This window comes from Pseudonocardia sp. ICBG601, assembly GCF_020496245.1.
On sequence record NZ_JAHLJA010000049.1, the window covers coordinates 61,160 to 77,349 of the forward strand.

General features: G+C 74.8%; 13 protein-coding genes and 4 pseudogenes. 4 read left to right on the forward strand and 13 right to left on the reverse strand.

The window, feature by feature from the left end; genetic code table 11:
• From KPL57_RS17230 to KPL57_RS17250, 5 genes are all read right to left on the reverse strand, one after another.
• Nucleotides 1–429 carry a pyridoxamine 5'-phosphate oxidase family protein gene (locus KPL57_RS17230; RefSeq protein WP_226352393.1) on the reverse strand — a complete coding sequence of 143 codons (429 nt, stop codon included), beginning with the start codon at nt 427–429 and terminating at the stop codon, nt 1–3.
• Between the two features lie 17 nt (nt 430–446).
• Complete coding sequence (locus KPL57_RS69790) at nt 447–935, reverse strand: transglycosylase family protein (RefSeq protein ID WP_308252906.1); 489 nt, start codon at nt 933–935, stop codon at nt 447–449.
• A 106-nt stretch (nt 936–1,041) separates the two neighbouring features.
• Complete coding sequence (locus KPL57_RS17240; protein ID WP_226352394.1) at nt 1,042–2,262, reverse strand: MFS transporter; 1,221 nt, start codon at nt 2,260–2,262, stop codon at nt 1,042–1,044.
• A gap of 150 nt (nt 2,263–2,412) precedes the next feature.
• Complete coding sequence (locus KPL57_RS17245) at nt 2,413–3,327, reverse strand: alpha/beta hydrolase (protein WP_226352395.1); 915 nt, start codon at nt 3,325–3,327, stop codon at nt 2,413–2,415.
• A gap of 41 nt (nt 3,328–3,368) precedes the next feature.
• Complete coding sequence (locus KPL57_RS17250; protein ID WP_226352396.1) at nt 3,369–4,004, reverse strand: DUF1275 family protein; 636 nt, start codon at nt 4,002–4,004, stop codon at nt 3,369–3,371.
• A 46-nt stretch (nt 4,005–4,050) separates the two neighbouring features.
• On the opposite strand from KPL57_RS17250, the gene KPL57_RS17255 reads away from it, so the two are divergent.
• Nucleotides 4,051–4,545 (forward strand): hypothetical protein, encoded by a 495-nt coding sequence (locus KPL57_RS17255; protein ID WP_226352397.1) that lies wholly within the window; start codon nt 4,051–4,053, stop codon nt 4,543–4,545.
• A gap of 141 nt (nt 4,546–4,686) precedes the next feature.
• Here KPL57_RS17255 and KPL57_RS17260 read toward each other — a convergent pair whose 3' ends face one another.
• From KPL57_RS17260 to KPL57_RS17295, 8 genes and pseudogenes are all read right to left on the reverse strand, one after another.
• Nucleotides 4,687–5,178, reverse strand: a complete 492-nt coding sequence (locus KPL57_RS17260) for a DNA starvation/stationary phase protection protein (protein ID WP_060714524.1) — start codon at nt 5,176–5,178, stop codon at nt 4,687–4,689.
• A gap of 178 nt (nt 5,179–5,356) precedes the next feature.
• Nucleotides 5,357–5,812 (reverse strand): annotated as a pseudogene (locus KPL57_RS17265) (LLM class flavin-dependent oxidoreductase); the annotation flags it as partial.
• A gap of 3 nt (nt 5,813–5,815) precedes the next feature.
• Nucleotides 5,816–6,725 (reverse strand): annotated as a pseudogene (locus KPL57_RS17270) (IS5 family transposase); the annotation flags it as partial.
• 18 nt (nt 6,726–6,743) lie between these two features.
• Nucleotides 6,744–7,328, reverse strand: a pseudogene (locus KPL57_RS17275) (LLM class flavin-dependent oxidoreductase); the annotation flags it as partial.
• Nucleotides 7,325–8,215 (reverse strand): hypothetical protein, encoded by an 891-nt coding sequence (locus KPL57_RS17280; protein ID WP_226352398.1) that lies wholly within the window; start codon nt 8,213–8,215, stop codon nt 7,325–7,327. The pseudogene KPL57_RS17275 and the gene KPL57_RS17280, both read right to left, overlap by 4 nt.
• Nucleotides 8,216–8,290: 75 nt before the next feature.
• A pseudogene (locus KPL57_RS17285) lies at nt 8,291–10,096 on the reverse strand (NAD(P)/FAD-dependent oxidoreductase).
• 186 nt (nt 10,097–10,282) lie between these two features.
• Entirely contained in the window at nt 10,283–11,116 is an 834-nt protein-coding gene (locus KPL57_RS17290; RefSeq protein WP_226352399.1) for a DUF1684 domain-containing protein, read from the reverse strand.
• Nucleotides 11,117–11,168: 52 nt separating this feature from the next.
• Nucleotides 11,169–11,996 (reverse strand): hypothetical protein, encoded by an 828-nt coding sequence (locus tag KPL57_RS17295; RefSeq protein ID WP_020622541.1) that lies wholly within the window; start codon nt 11,994–11,996, stop codon nt 11,169–11,171.
• Between the two features lie 98 nt (nt 11,997–12,094).
• Between KPL57_RS17295 and KPL57_RS17300 the strand changes: the two genes are divergently transcribed.
• From KPL57_RS17300 to KPL57_RS17310, 3 genes are read left to right on the forward strand one after another with little or no spacing between them, the layout of a single operon-like run.
• Nucleotides 12,095–13,990, forward strand: a complete 1,896-nt coding sequence (locus tag KPL57_RS17300; RefSeq protein ID WP_226352400.1) for a hypothetical protein — start codon at nt 12,095–12,097, stop codon at nt 13,988–13,990.
• Between the two features lie 46 nt (nt 13,991–14,036).
• Nucleotides 14,037–15,344: a DNA polymerase IV gene (dinB, locus tag KPL57_RS17305; protein ID WP_226352401.1), complete on the forward strand. Its 1,308-nt coding sequence runs from the start codon at nt 14,037–14,039 to the stop codon at nt 15,342–15,344.
• 49 nt (nt 15,345–15,393) lie between these two features.
• Nucleotides 15,394–16,122, forward strand: a complete 729-nt coding sequence (locus tag KPL57_RS17310; protein ID WP_226352402.1) for a Clp protease N-terminal domain-containing protein — start codon at nt 15,394–15,396, stop codon at nt 16,120–16,122.
• The last annotated feature ends 68 nt before the right edge of the window (nt 16,123–16,190 follow it).

Sequence of the window (16,190 nt, forward strand, 5' to 3'; positions counted from 1 at the left end):
TCAGCGGTTCCCGACCACCCGTTCCGGCGCCACGAGCACCGCGGCCCGCCGCTGCTCGGCCATCACCCGGTCGTACTCGCCCCAGTCGTCGTGGGTGCCGCCGCAGGCGACGAACACGTCCCGGAGAAGCTGCGGGACGTCGACGCCGTCGCGCGGGTCGTCCGGCCCAATGATCTCCGAGTTGCCCTCGACGGCCACCCAGCGCCACCCGGCCCGCCAGTGCAGCGACGTCGCGGGTCGCGCGCGCAACGCCGTCAGCTTGACGAGGCCGTAGGTGACGTAGGCGGCCACCGGGGCGCCGGTCACGGGGTGGTCGAGCACGCCCGCGTTGACCAGCGAGGTGTGCGGGCGTCCGTCGGCGCGGACGACCGCGACGGTGCACAGCCCGGAGTCCTCGGCGACGATCCGCCGTACCGCGTCCAGATCCATGCGACCAGTGTGGCCGCTCAGCGCCAGCCGAGCTTCTCGGTGCACGCGGGCCAGGCCTTCCAGCCCTGCTCGTCCTGCACCTTCTTCGCGATCTCGATCTGCTGGGCCTTGGTCGCCTGCTCGGCGCTCGGGGCGTACTTCCGGCCGCCGAACTCCTTCCAGGTCGACGGCGTGAACTGCAGTCCGCCCTTGAACCCGTTGCCGGTGTCGGCGTCCCAGTTCCCGGTGCTCTCGCAGTGCGCGAGCTTGTCCCCAGGTGGCGGTCCGCTCGACCGACGGCGCGGCCGACGACGTCGACTCGGCCGCCGCCGCGGTCCCCACGACGCCCAGCGGAGCCGCCGCCACCGCGGCGAACGCGCTGATCCGGGCGACCTTACGGCCGGTCTCGGTGGGCTTGCGGTGTCGTCCAGCCATCGTCGTTCCTCTACCTCGGGGAGCAGGTGCCGCCCGGGCCGGAGTACGGGGAGGGCCCGGAGCGGCCGACACCGTAACCACGCCGAGACCACTCGTCACAACCCGTGACACCCGCCGACGCGGAGTAGGCGACGGGTGGTCGCCTGGCCGCGTTCACCGACGGACGGGGTAACGCATACCCGTCGGGCCGTCCGCCGATCAGCTGCCGCGGGTCGGCGCGGGGACCGGTTCGCCCGTCGCGGGGACGGGGACGCGACGGCCCAGCACCGCCGCGACGACGGCGAGCACCGCGACGACGCCGCCGTACACCAGCGCCGTGGGCCGCAGCTCCCCCAGCGTCGCGGCGACGCCCGCGACCATCGCCGGCACCGAGAACGCCAGGTAGGCGAGCGTGTAGAGGGCCGCGAAGAGCTCGCCGCGCTCGTGCGGGGCGGCGAGCGTGGACATCGTCCCGAACGTGGCGTAGGCGGCCGAGCCGAAACCCAGCCCGGCGACGACCGCGCCGACGGCGGCGAGCGCGAGCACTCCGGTGAGCACCCCGGCCAGCGTGACGACGGTGCCGCGGCGAGCAGCCAGGCCGCCGGGACGAGCAGCGTCACCGGGACGCGCCCGCGCAGCGCGAAGGCCGTCACCGCGCCGGTCCCGACGAGCGCGACGACGGTGAGCCCGCCGACCAGGTGGTCGCGCACACCGAACACCTGCGCGACCACCGAGCCCCCGAGCGAGAGGTAGAGCCCGGCGAGCGCCCAGCTCGCCAGCAGGATCGGCACGATCACGGCGAACCCGGACCGCACCCGCGGCGGCACCCCGACCCGCGGGCGCAGCGACGCGAGCGCCCCCGGCCGACGGTCGATGGTCTCCGGGATCAGGGCGACCAGCACGGCGGCCAGGACCAGGCCGGCGAGCAGCAGCGCCCAGACCAGGCGGGTCGCGCGCGGGCGCGTACTCGACGAGCAGGCCGCAGCCCAGCGCCCCGACGGCGAGACCGGACAGCGGCGCCGTGCCGTTGACCACGCCGGCGCGCTCGGGCCGGTCACCGCGGGCGGCGAGATCGACCAGCGTCGCGGGCAGCGTCGCCGTCGCCGCGCCGGTCGCGACGCCCTGGACGACGCGCGCGACCAGGAGCCAGCCGACGCCGTCGGCCAGCAGGAACAGCACCAGGGACACGGCCTCCAGCGCGATCGCACCGAGCAGCACCGGCTTGCGCCCGATGTGGTCCGACAGCGACCCGGCGACGAGCAGGGCGGCGATCAGCGCGAGGACGTAGACCGCGAACACCGTGGTGAGCGTGAACTCGCTGAAGGCGAAGCTCTCCTGGTACACGACGTAGAGCGGGGACGGCGCGGACGACGCGGCGAGGACCCAGACGAACGTCGCGGCGACGACGGCGAACGCCACCGGCGGGGACAGGCGGGGCACGGTGCTCCTCGGGTCGGACGGCCTTCTGAGCATCCGCAACGACCGGCCCGGGACCGGCATTCCCCGACCTCCCCGGCGCCCCCGCCCACCCCGCCCCGCACGACGACGCCGCGGGCTCGGCGCACGGGGAGGAGCGGGTGCGGGGGTGGGTCAGGCCAGAGCGGTGCGCAGGGCGGCGCCCGCCTCGTCGAGCAGGGCACGGCTGTCGTCGACCGCGGCGCCGAACTGCAGGAACCCGTGGATCATGCCCGGCGACTCGCGCAGCTCCGCCTTCACCCCCGCGGCGTTCAGCGCCGCGGCGTAGGCAGCGCCCTGGTCGCGGAGCGGGTCGAATTCCGCGGTGACGACCAGCGCGGGCGGCAGCCCGGACAGGTCGGTGGCACGGGCCGGAGACATCCGCGGGTCGCGCAGGTCCTTCTCGTCGGTGAGGTAGTGGCCCATGAACCACTCCATCATGGCCCGGGTCAGCAGCGGACCCTGTGCGTTCTCGGTCATCGACGGGCTCTCGTCGGCACCGTCGACGGCCGGGTAGACCAGCAGCTGGAACCGCAGGTCGGGACCGTGGTCGCGAGCGTGCTGGGCGACGACCGCCGACAGGTTCCCGCCCGCGGAGTCGCCGCCGACGGCGATGCGGGCCGGGTCGCCGTCGAACTCCGCGGCGTGGGCGTGCACCCAGTCCAGGGCGGTGACGGCGTCGTCGACGGCCGCGGGGAACCGGTGCTCGGGCGCGAGCCGGTAGTCGACCGAGACGACGACCGCGCCGGACCGGTTGGCCAGCGACCGGCACACCGGGTCGTGGCTGTCGAGGTCGCCGATCACCCAGCCCCCACCGTGGTAGAAGACCAGGATCGGGAACGGGCCGGTGCCCTCGGGCGTGTAGATGCGGACCGGTACGTCACCGGCGCGGTCGTCGCGGACCGCCGCGACCGGCTCGGGCGGGCCGGACACCGCGGCCATCCCCCGGAGCATGGCCCGGTTCTGCTCGACGGTCATGGTCTCCGGCGGGTCACCGCCCTGCTCGGCCAAGAGCGTCAGGAGGGCTTCCACCTGCGGGTGCAGCGGCACGGTCGGTACTCCTTCTACGTCGTCCCACGAGTGGCGGGGTCCTACGGGGCGGCGGGCCCCACCCGACCATCCTGCACCCGCCGGGCGCCGACGGCGTGGACGACGACGGCCGCCCCGGCGAGCAGCGCCGCCACCGCGGGCACGGCGGGCCGCAGGTGCTCCAGCAGGAGCCCGCCCGCGACGGCCCCGAGCACCAGCGCGCCGAGCTGGCGCAGCGCCGACCATCGCCGCCCGTCGCCGGTGACCAGGTCGGCGACCGCACCGGTCAGGGTGCCGGTCATGTAGGTCGTGGACTCCCCGAGCAGCCGGGCGACGCTGCTCTGTCCACCCATCGCGACCGCGGCCCCGGCCAGCAGCGGCAGCGTCGCGGCGGACGCGAGCAGCCACGCGACGGCGAGTGCGACCAGCACGACCAGCTCGGCCAGCAGCGGCGCGGACACCGCGTCCCGCCGCCACCGCCGGTGCAGCGACCACAGACCGACCCCGGCGACGAAGCCCGCCACCGCGACCGCCGGTGGGAGCAGCTCGACCGGGTCGGCGACGGCGACGGCATGCCCCGCCGTCACGAGGTTGCCGGTGACGACGCCGGCGAAGGCGCCACCCAGGGCGACCACCGCCCAGACGTCCACCACCCCGGCGCAGGCGGCCAGCAACGCGAGGACGATCGCACGGTTCACCGGATGATCCTCCCGCGGCGGCCACCGGAGGTGGCACGCTGGGCGGGTGCAGCTGCGTGCCACCTCCGTTCCGGCCGGGCTGCTCCGCGTGCGCTACGAGGTCACCGCCGACGGCAGAGCCGTGACCGGGTGGAGCGCACGGGCCTGGCAGGCCCACCGGGACCTCGTCATCGACGGGCATCCCTACGCGCTGCGCTCGGAGGGGATCGCCCGGTTCGCGCTGGAGGGCGACGTCCGCGCCCGCATCCAGCGCTCGGTCGACCATCCGGACGGGCCGCTGTCGCGCCCTCGGTGGACGGTCGAGGTCGGCGACCTGGCCTACCGGCTCAGCGGCTCGGGGGTCGGGCACCGGTTCGCGCTGCTCACCACGGCCGACGCGGTCAACGAGGCGGGCCGGGTGTGGCGGGCCGGCGCGCTGCGGCCGCGTTACGGCGCGGACCTGCCCGATGCGCTGCCACTGCCGGTCGGGGTGTTCGTGCTGTGGGCGGCGATGGCGATCTGGCGGGCGACGGTCACCGCGGCCGCGACGGCGGTGCAGTGACCCACCGCGGATCTCACGCCGCAGATCTCACGCTGCGGATCTCACACCGCAGGCCTCACGCTCCGGGCCTCACGCCTGCGGACGCACGACGGCCCCGGACGCCGTGGTGGGGACGTCCGGGGCCGGTGTGGTGGGTGCTGCTCAGACCTCGCCGCGGTAGCCGGCGGCCTGGGCCTGCCACATCCAGCGGGCCTCCTCCAGCGCGCGGCCCAGCTCGATGAGCAGGTCCTCCGTGAGCGGGTCGGCCTTGCCGGCCTGCTCGATCCGCGGACGCAGCCGGTCGACGACGGCGTCGACGGTCGCCGAGATGGTCAGCACCGTGTCCTGGTCGGACACGTAGCCCGCCGGGTACTCCGGCAGCCCGGTGTCGCGGCCGACCGTCCTCGCGCGACCGTCGGGGGCGACGCCGATGGCGGCGGCACGCTCGGCGACCGAGTCGCCGTGCTCGCGCGCCAGGTCGACGAGCTCGTCGAGGTGCAGGTGGATGTCACGGAACTGCTTGCCGACGAGGTTCCAGTGCGCCTGCTTGGCGACCAGGGACAGGTCGACGAGGTCGACCAGGGTCTCCTGCAGCACGCGGCCGGTGATGTCGGTGGCGCCGCCGTCGAGCGGGCTGGTGATCGGGGTGGCCATGGTGCTCACCGCTCCTTCCGATGTCGGTTCGGGACGTACCGGGAGTGCCCCGACCGTGGGGCGCCCACACCCGTTCGTGATCCGTCCGACAACCGGTGAGGCGTGCCTGACCTGGGGAGAGTCGAGCCTACGAGCGCCGCGTGGGTAGTCCGAGCAGCGGCGCGCCGCCGCCGTGTGCTCACCCCGCGGCCCGGGCCAGCTCGACGGCCCGCGCCAGGGTGCCGAGTCGTTCGTCGAGCGTCTCGCCCGCGGGGTAGAGCCGGACGGTGTCGACGCCTGCGGCGGCCCAGTCCCGCAGCCGCGCGCCGACCCGCTCGTGGGTGCCGATCAGCGTCGTCCCCAGCACCATCTCGTCGGTGACCAGGGCCGCGGCGCCGGCCCGGTCCCCGCGCTGCCAGGCGGCGCGGACGGCGTCGGCGCGCTCGCCCCAGCCCTGGCGCCGGTAGGCGTCGTAGTAGAAGTTCCGCTCGGCGGTGCCCATCCCGCCGAGGCTGAACGCGATGCCGGGGCGGCGGGCGTCGGCCATCGCCGCCTGCTCGGCCTCGTCGGCGGCGAAGGCGACCTCGGCGCCCTGGCAGACCTCGATCGCGGACCGGGCCCGCCCGGCCGCGCGCAGACCGGTGTCGAGGTGGGTGAGAGCGTGTTTGGAAATTCTAGTGGGTTGAGGGTGTCGTGTGTTTCTGCTGGCGGGTGGCGGGGTATCCACGGGCGATGCGGCGGGTGATGGTGTTGATCGCGGCCCAGCGGATCATGGCTTCGGATGTGGTGGGGTGGCGTTCGTAGTCTCGGGCCAGGCGTCGGTGTGCGGTGAGCCAGGCCAGGGTCCGTTCGACCACCCACCTTCGTGGGAGGACGGTGAATCCGCGCTGCTCGGGTGGCTTGCGGATGATCTCGATCGTTGTCTGCAGGATCGTGGCGGCCCAGTCGAGCAGTCGCCCGGCGGAGCCGGCGTCGGCGTAGACGAACCGCACCCTGGTGCGCAGGTAGAGGTTGAGCAGGATCGGCTTGGCGCCGTCGCGGTCCTGTACCGAGGCCGAGCACACCATCGTGGTCAGCAGCAGACCGAGGGTGTCGGTCACGATGAACCGTTTCCGTCCGCCTGTCTTCTTCCCGGCGTCGTAGCCGCGGGAGTCCTGGCCGACGGTGTCGGCGCCCTTGACCGACTGGGAATCGATGATCCCCGCACTCGGCTCCGGATCACGGCCCTCGGCGATACGTAACTGCCCCCGCACGACCGGGAGGATCTTCTCGGTGACCTTCTGCTGTTCCCACTGGTTGAAGTACCAGTAGACGGTCTGCCAGGGCGGGAAGTCCACCGGCAACGCCCGCCAGGCACACCCGGTCCGCACGACATACAAGATCGCGTCCAGCACGTCCCGACGAGCATGAGCAACAGGCCGCCCCCGCCGCGCGAGCGGCGGTAACAACGGCTCGATCACCACCCACTGGGCATCACTGGTGTCCGAGGGGTACCGGCGCGGTCGTTCCTGCATGCCGACCACGATGGAGCACCCCAGCCGTGTCGACCATCCCGACACACCCACCATTTCCAAACACGCTCTGAGGTAGGCCTCGGCGCCCTCCGGGACGAAGCTCGTGCCCAGCCAGCCGTCGGCGACCCGCCCGGTGAGCTCCAGCATCCGCGGGGACAGCGCCGCGACGAACACCGGCAGGTCCGGCACGGGCGTCGTCGACAGCCGCATCGGGCGGCCCTCGCCGCCGGGCAGCGGGATCGCGACGGTCTCGCCGTCGTAGTCGATGCGCTCCCCCGCGCAGGCGGCCCGGACCACCTCGATCGTCTCACGCAGCCGGGTGAGCGGGCGCGCGAACGGCACCCCGTGCAGGCCCTCGATCACCTGCGGGCCGGACGCGCCGAGGCCGAGCAGGAACCGGCCCTGTGACATGTCGTGCAGGGTCAGCGCCGCCTGGGCGACCGCGACCGGCGATCGGGTGCCGACCTGGATCACCCCGGAGCCGAGCCGGATCCGCTCGGTGCGGGCGGCGAGGTAGCCCAGCGCCGACGGCGCGTCCGACCCCCACGCCTCGGCGACCCAGCAGTCGTCGAGACCGAGCCGTTCGGCCTCGACGACGAACTCGACGGTCTCGCGCCAGTCGCCGCCGGAGGCCTCCACCGTCGTGGCGGTCCTCATCGGGCGTCCCGGACGAGCCCGACCGGGCCGTGCGCGGGCACGTCCCCGGCCGCGAGCACCGCCGACGCCATCGGCGCCAGCAGCGCGGCGAGCTCGGCGGTCCGGTCCGCGCCGAGGGCGGCCCACGGGCGGGCGGCGGCCCGGTCGGTGAGCCGTTCGATCTCGTCGTGCTCCTGCGCGCCCGCGGCGGTGAGCGCACCGGTGGTGGCGACCCAGCCGCGGGCACGCAGGTCCTGCGCACCGGCCGCCCAGGTCTCGGGGTCGAACCCGCGGGCGGTGCGCAGCCACTCGCCGTCGGTCTCCCCGGCGGCGATCTTGAGGTGGTGCGCGGCGACCGGGCCGACGCCCCGCGCGACCAGGACGGCGACGTGGCCGTCCCCGCGGTGCTCTCGCAGCGTCGTCGTCGCCTGCCAGAGGGTCTCGAGGTCGCCGTCGGGGCGGGGCAGTGCGGCGTTCGCGGCGGCGAGGACGCGGCCGTCGACGTCGACCTCCCCGGCGGCCGCCCAGGCCAGCTCCGCGGCCCGGCGCAGCGCGGCCGGGTCGGCGGCCGGGCCGGCACCGTCGAGACCGGACCGGCGCAGTGCGGCGGTGGCACCGGCGAGGCGGGCCGCGAGCGCCGCAGCGGAGGTGCCGAGCGACCAGACCGCGGGCAGTGCGCGGGCGACCATCGACGGGTGGAAGCCGTGGAACGCGGCCGTCACGGGTGCCGCGCCGACCGGCCCCAGTGGCGCGGCACGCATCGCGAAGTAGCCCCGCCAGAACCCGCGGAACCCGGCGGCCCCGGCGGCGGCCTGCGCCTCGGGGGCGAAGTAGACGACGTCGTGGACCGGCTCGAGCTCGGCCCAGAGCGCCCGGGTGGACGGCACCGCGCCGTCGGAGGTGGTCACCCGCGCAACGCTAGTACGGGGTGGCCGCGCGCGATCCCGGCGCGCGGCCACCCCGGTGGCTCTCCTGCTCGGCGGTCAGGAGAGGTGGTGCCGCTCCTGCAGCCCGTAGACGGGGGTGTCGATGCCCGCCTCCCGCGCCTTGAGCTGCAGCGCCAGGTACAGCGAGTAGAACCGGCTCTGGTGCAGGTTCCCGCCGTGGAACCACAGGTTCTGCTGCTGGGTGGGCTTCCACATGTTGCGCTGCTCGCCCTCCCAGGGACCCGGGTCCTTGGTCGTGTCCGAGCCCAGGCCCCACACCTTGCCGACCGTGTCCGCGACGTCCTGGCCGACGATGTCGGCGGCCAGGCCGTTCATCGACCGGTAGCCGGTCGCGAAGACGACGAGGTCGGCGTCGAGCTCGGTGCCGTCGGCGAGCTTCACGCCCTTCTCGGTGAACTCCTGCATCTGGCCGCGGACCAGCTTCACCTCGCCGTCGGCGACGAGCTCGGCGGCGCCGACGTCGATGTAGTAGCCCGAGCGCGCGGCGCAGGTACTTCATGAACAGGCCGGAGTCGTCGTCGCCGAAGTCCAGCTCGAACCCGCGTCGGCCAGCCGCCGGTAGTAGTCCGCGTCGACCTCGCGGGCCTTGTCGTAGGCGGGCTTCTGGAAGGTGTGCATGATCCGGTAGGGGATCGACGCGAAGATCATGTCCGCGGTGTGGGTGTCGACGCCCGCCTTGACCGCGCGCTCGGAGTAGAGGTCGCCCAGCCCGTACTCCATCAGCGTGTCGGACTTGATGATGTGGGTCGACGAGCGCTGCACCATGGTGACGTCGGCGCCGACCTCCCACAGCGACCCGCAGATGTCGAAGGCGGAGTTGTTCGAGCCGATGACCACGACCTTCTTGCCCCGGTAGGCGTCCGGGCCGGGGTGCTGCGACGAGTGCTGCACCTCGCCGCGGAACTGCTCCTGCCCGGGGAAGTCGGGGATGTTCGGCTTGCCGGAGACGCCGAGCGCGATCACGAGCTGGCGCGGGCGCAGGGTGATCCGCTCGCCCGCCCTGTCGACGACGACGCGCCAGCGACCGGACGCCTCGTCGAACTCCGCGCTGTTCGCGGTGGTGGAGCCCCAGTAGTTCAGCTCCATGATCCGCGTGTAGAACTCCAGCCAGTCGCCGATCTTGTCCTTCGGCGCGAACACCGGCCAGTTGTCCGGGAACTTCAGGTACGGCAGGTGGTCGTACCAGACCGGGTCGTGCAGGGCGAGGCTCTTGTAGCGCTTGCGCCAGGAGTCGCCGGGCCGCTCGTTGCGCTCGACGATGATCGTGTCGACACCGAGCTGGCGCAGCCGGGCGCCCAGCGCGATGCCGCCCTGCCCGCCGCCGATGATCACGACCTCGGGGTCGCGGGTGTGGCCCAGCTCGGCCAGCTCGGCGTCGCGGCGTTCCTTCCAGGTGACCCGGGCGGGGTTGGCGCCGTGTTCGGTGCCGAGCGGCCGGTTCTCCCCGCGGGGCTCCTCGTGGCCTTTCAGCTCGTCGAGGGTGGTGAGCAGGGTCCACGCCTTCCCGTCGACGATGCGGACGTGCCCGGAGCCGCGCCCGACGGCGGTCTCGAACGTGAACCACCCCTCGGTGACACCGCCGGCCTCGGTCGGCTCGGCGGAGAGCGCCCAGTGCGACGGGTCGGTCGGGTCCAGGGTGTGGGTCAGCAGGTCCCGGATGCCGTCGTGGTGCTCGACGGTCTTCAGGTTCCAGGTGAACGCGACCAGGTCGCGCCAGTAGCTCTCGTCGGCGAACAGCCCGACGGCGCGGTCGATGTCGCGGGCGGACAGGGCGTCGGCGAAGGCGGTGAGCCAGCCCTCCGCGGTCGTGCGTGCCGCCGTCTTCTCCTGCGTGGTCGTCACGGGCACCTCCAGCGAGCGGTTCGCCACGACCGTGGCGGCGCTCGCCGTCCTGCCGCGGTCGTCGGGGCAACGACCGGAGTGAACACCACCCGCGTGACCCACGACACCGGTTGCGGGGAGGTTGCAACCGCCGCGGCGTGCCGTCGGCCCGGCACACGCTCCCCGTGTGCCGGGCCGCCCCTCGCCTCAGACCTGGTCGGGCCGCGACGGGGTCCGCTCACCCGCCTCCACCGGCACGTCCAGGGTGTTCCCGGCCGGCGGCAGCGGGCAGGTGGCGTACGCGGTGAACGCGCAGGGCAGGTTCACCACCCGGTTCAGGTCGAGGCGCAGGGTCCCGTCCGGGGCGGGGTCGTCGGTGCGCAGGATGCGCCCGCCGCCGTAGGTGGTGTCCCCGGAGGTGGCGTCGCGGAAGTGCAGGGACAGGCCCCCGTCCTTGCCCGCCAGCGCCACCAGTCGCTGCGGGCGGCCCGCCCAGGTGAAGGCGACCTCGCCGACGGCGGTCGGGAAGTGCTGCAGGCCGGCGACGACGGCGTCCACGGTGACGGTGCGCGGTGCGTCGTAGGGGGTAAACACCGCGTCGACGACCGCGGCCGGGTCGTAACCCCAGGCCGGGACACCGGTGAAGGCGGTCCGGGTGACCGCCCTCGGGTCGCGCACGCGCAGCGCATAGGAGTCGGTGCGCCGCGCGATCTCGACGACCCGCTCCCCCACGGTGACCATCACCCCGGGTGCGCCGTCCACCGGGTGCAGGTGCGCCGTGCCGTCGAGCGGCGCGTCGGTGCCGGGCAGGACGACGCCGTCGGCCGCCTCGGCGGTGACCGCGACCGCGTCCGGGCCCGCGACCCGCCAGGTGCCGGGCAGCCCCGGCAGCCCGCCCTCGCCGTCGTCGAGCCAGTGCAGGGCGGTCAGCGACAGCCAGCCGTGCGGCTCGGCCAGGGTCCGCTCGCGGTCGGCGCGCCAGGTGTCGTGCGCGGCGCGCTCGGTGCTCTCGGTCGTCGCGGAGGTCCAGGTGCTCGTCATGTGGGGGCAACACCGATTCCGGCCGTGGCTGTTCCCCGCTCGGGGGCCCGGCTCAGTGCACCCGGCGGCGCACCGACTCCGGGTCGGGACGGGTCAGCACGACCACCCCGGCCAGCGCGACCAGCACCCCGGCGAGCGCGGCGCCCTCCCAGCCCGGCCGGATCCGGTCGCCGAGCAGCGCGAGCCCGACGACACCCGGCACCACGACCTCGGTCACCGACAGCACCGCCGTCGCCGGACCGACGGCGCCGTCCTGCAGGGCGCGGGCGAAGGCCAGCACCCCGAGCACGCCCATCGCGACGACGCCGTACACCAGCGGGTCGAGCAGCAGGCTGCCCGCGGTCTCCCAGCGCAGCGGCCCGGGGTGAATGGCCCGCACGGCCAGCGCGGTACCGCCGAACCCGAGCCCGGCCAGCAGCGCCAGCAGCATCGGCCGCCCGGCCCGCCACACGAACGGTGCGGCGGCGAGGATCAGCACGAACGACACCAGCAGGACCGGGGTGGCTACGGGGGGCAGCGCGTCCGGACGGTCCGGCTCGGCGCTCGCGGCCACCACGACCAGGCCTGCGAGCACCGCCAGGACGGCCCACCGGTCGCGCCGGATCAGGTTCCACGGGTTCCAGCCGTGGTCGGCCAGCGTGGTCAGCGCGATCGCGCCGGCGAGGATCGACTGGACCGCGAAGACCGGCAGGTAGCGCAGCGCGACCACGGTGAGCACCCACGCCAGGATGTCGGCGAACAGCCCGGCGAGGAACCACGGCTGCAGCCACACCGGCCGCCCGTACTTCGCCAGCCGGCTCCCGCGGGCCTCCCAGAGGGCGGCGACGGTGTTGCCGGCCATGGCGGCCGCGGCCGCGAGCAGGGCGAGGAGTGTGGTCATGTCCCGGCCATCCTGCCTGCCGAGCCGGTGGCCCGCTCCGGACACGCCGATCCGTGGCCGTGGGTGTGGCCGGCCCGCCGGGCGTGCACACTCGGGCCATGCGCATGCGGTTCGGCCCGGACTCCGACGACGAGTTCCACGCGGCCGCCCAGGAACTGCTCGACGGGTTCGCGGCGTGGCTCACCGAGAACGAGGTGGACGCCGAGCCGATGTCGGCGGAGCTGTTGCTGCAGTACAAGTGGCTGGCGGCGGACGGTGACCTCGCGGACTGGCCCCTGGAGCACGTCGAGACCTTCCTCGACGGCTGGTGCCCGCACGTCGTGCTGGAGCACCGGCTGCCGGTGCGTCTGGTGCCCGCGAGCGTCGCGGCGTTCATCGAGTACCTCGACGAACGGGGGCTGCTCGCCCCGGGCGGGCCGCGGCCGTCGCAGGTGCGGCGGCTGTGCGGGGAGTACGTGCAGGAGTACGAGGAGCTGGAGGCCGGAGCCGGGTCCCCGCTGCTGACCGAGCTGGGCGACGACCCGGACCCGGTGCGGATCCCCTCGCCCGCCGACCGGGCGGCGTCCGCGGCGCAGGCCCGGATCCTGCACGACGCCCGCGCGCTGGCCGCCTGGTGCGGCGACCGCGGCAGGCCGCTGACCGCGACCGGCAACCTGCGGCTGGCCGACGCGCGGGAGCTGGTGGACCTGCTCGGCACCGGCGACGAGCCGGACCGCTACGGCCGCCTCGACCGCTCCACCCGGCTGCGGACGCTCACCTGGGTGCTGGAGACCAGCGTGCGCGCGGGCGCGGTGCGCCGGGAGAAGGGCAGGCTGGTGGCCGTGCCACGGTTCGCCGGGCTCGACGACACCACCGCCCACGAGGACCTCGTGCTGGCCGCCCGCGACGTGGGCGCGCTCTCGACCGGCTGGCCGCGTGCCGTCGTCGACGACGGGACCGACCCCGACCGCCCGGCCGGCTCGTCGGCCCACCCGTCGCTGCCCGCACCGCTCGAGGACGTGGTCCTCGGGTTCGACGACGAGGCCCCGGTGCCGGGGGCCGGGATCGACGACGAGACGATCGAGGCGCTGCTCGGCGCCGGGGACGGCCCGCCATCGGAGGACGCGACCCCGGCCCTGCTGTTCCTGCTGCGCCACGTCGAGGACGGCGTCGACCACGACGACCTGTGCCACGCCCTGGACGTGCTGCTCGACTGGACCGAGGAGCAGCCCGGCGACACCGGCGTCGCCGAGGGCCGGGCGCAGCTGCTGCTGGAGCAGCTGGAGCGGCTCGGCGTCGTCGCCTGGACCGGCTCGCGGACCGAGCCCGACGACCTGGTCGGCCAGGTGCGGGTCGGCGGGATCGTGCAGCTGACCCCCGGTGGGGTCGCCTGCGCGCTGCTGCTGCTCGCCGCCGAGGACCTGCACTACCCGACCCGCCCGGACCCGGCGGTCGCCTCGGCCGCGGAGATCGTCGAGCTGGCCGGAGAGGTCGCGCCGGACGAGTGGCGCCGCGACATCGACGCCTGGCACGCCGCGCAGCCCGACCCGGCCCGCGCGGTCGCGGACTTCGTGGCCGCCGCGCTCGCGCCGGGACAGTCGCTGCTGGTCGCGCTCACCGCGACCGGGGTGGCCGCGGACCGGTTCGGCGCCGACACCGTCGACACCCTGCTGCGCGAGCACCTCGACGGCCCGCACCGCGGGATGGTGGCCCGCCGGCTCGTCGCGCGCGGGGAGCTGGACCCCGACGCCGTCGAGCCGGAGCTCCTGCTGGTCGCCTCGGTCGACGTGCTGGCCGTCGCGCTGGACACCGTCGACGCCGAGGACTGGCCGGACGCGTTCGCCGACGAGTTCCCGCCCGAGTCCCTCGACGTGTTCGACATGCTGTGGCAGCTCGACCATCCCCGGGTCGGCGACGTGCTCGCCGCGCTGGGCGAGCACCACCCCGACGCCGCGGTGGCGAAGGCCGCCCGGCGGGCCCGCGAGCGCTGGCGCAGCCGGACCGGGGGCTCCTGAGCCACCACACCGAGCCCTCGCCGTCGCCCCGGCCGCATGCGAACATGTGTTCGTGCGCGGCCTGGCCACCATCCTGCATGCCGACCTGGACTCGTTCTACGCGTCGGTCGAGCAGCGCGACGACCCGCGGCTGCGCGGGCGGCCGGTGATCGTGGGCGGCGGTGTCGTGCTGGCGGCCAGCTACCAGGCGAAGGCCTACGGCGTGCGGACCGCGATGAACGGGCGCCAGGCGCGGGCGCTGTGCCCGCAGGCGATCGTCGTGCCGCCGCGGATGGCGGCCTACTCCGAGGCGAGCCGCGCGGTGTTCGCGCTGTTCCGCGACACGACCCCGGAGGTCGAGGGGCTGTCCATCGACGAGGCGTTCCTGGAGGTCGGCGGTCTGGAGAGGATCGTGGGGACCCCCCGGGAGATCGCGACGCGGCTGCGCGAGCGGGTGGCCGGGGAGGCGGGTCTGCCGATCAGCGTCGGCGTGGCCCGCACGAAGTTCCTCGCGAAGGTGGCCAGCGGGGCGTCGAAGCCCGACGGGTTGCTGGTCGTCCACCCCGACCGGGAACGGGAGTTCCTGCACCCGCTGCCGGTGCGCAGCCTGTGGGGCGTCGGCGCGGTGACCGCGGCCCGGCTGCACGAGGTCGGAGTGCGGACCGTCGCCGACGTCGCGGCGCTGGGCGAGGCGGCGCTGGTCTCCTACCTGGGACCCGGCGCCGGCCGCCACCTGCACGCCCTGGCCCACCTGCAGGACCCCCGGCCGGTGGACACCCACCGGACCCGCCGGTCGATCGGGTCGCAGCGGGCCCTGGGCCGGCGCCCGCGCACGGACGCCGAGCTGGACGGCATCCTGGCCTCGACCGTCGACCGGCTGGCCCGGCGACTGCGCGCCCCTCGCGGGTCCGACCGCGACGAGCCGGACGGGACCGCCGACCCGTTCGACGCCGCCGAATCGGGCGGCGATCCGGCGGACACCGGCGCGATCGGCACTCCCGCCGGCGGCCGGGTCTGCCGCACCGTCGTGCTGAGGGTGCGGTTCGGCGACTACGCCCGCATCACGCGCTCGCACACCCTGCCGGTCGCGACCGCCCACACCCCGACGATCCTGTCCGCGGCACGACGACTGCTCGTCGACGCGCTGCCCGAGATCCACGGCCGCGGGATCACCCTGCTCGGCCTGTCGCTGACCAACCTCGACCGCGACGACGCCCTGCAGCTGGAGCTGCCGCTCGACGCGCACGCCGGACCCGCCCTGGACACCGCGCTCGACGCCGTCCGGAGCCGGTTCGGATCGGCCTCGGTCGGCCGCGCCAGCCGCCTCGGCCACGACGAGGGCCTGCAGGTGCCGCTGCTGCCCGAGCACGAATGACCGTCAACCCAGTGTTGACGGATCGCCTGCGTCAACTTACGGTTGACGCATGGGAACTCCGACGCCTCCGGGCACCACCGTCCGTCTCGACGACCTCATCCGAGCCATCACCGCCGTCCACCAGGACCCCCTGGAGCAGCTGTCCGACGCAGTGCTCGCCGGCGACCACCTCGGCGAGGTGGCCGACCACCTGATCGGCCACTTCGTGGACCAGGCGCGGCGATCCGGCGCCTCGTGGACCGAGATCGGCCGCAGCATGGGGGTGTCCAAGCAGGCCGCGCAGAAGCGGTTCGTGCCCCGCGCCGACCCCGGGACCGACATGGCGGGCGGCTTCGAGCGCTTCACCCCGCGGGCGCGGGCCGTCGTCGTCGCCGCCCAGGAGTCGGCCCGTGCGGCCGGCAACGACCGGATCACGCCGGAGCACCTGCTCCTCGGCGTGCTCTCCGAGACCCGTGGGCTCGCGGTGCTGCTGCTGACCGGGCTCGGCACCGACACCGCGGCGCTGGGCGAGGCCGCCACCGCCGCGCTGCCCGCCCCCGCGGACACCCTCCCCGCCCTCATCCCGTTCGACCCGGACGCGAAGAAGACCCTGGAGCTGACGTTCCGCCACGCGCTGCGGCTGGGACACAACTACGTCGGCACCGAGCACGTCCTGCTCGCGCTGCTGGAGACCGAGGACGGCGACGGCGTCCTGTCCGCGGCCGGTGTCGAGGCCGCCCGCGTCGAGGAGGCGCTGGCCCAGGCACTCGCCGCGATGGCGGACCCCGAGACATCGTGACTCCTCGGCGATCAGCACGTTTCCGCCCCGCGGAGGGCCGCATCGTGCTGATCGATCCCGCGGGAGCC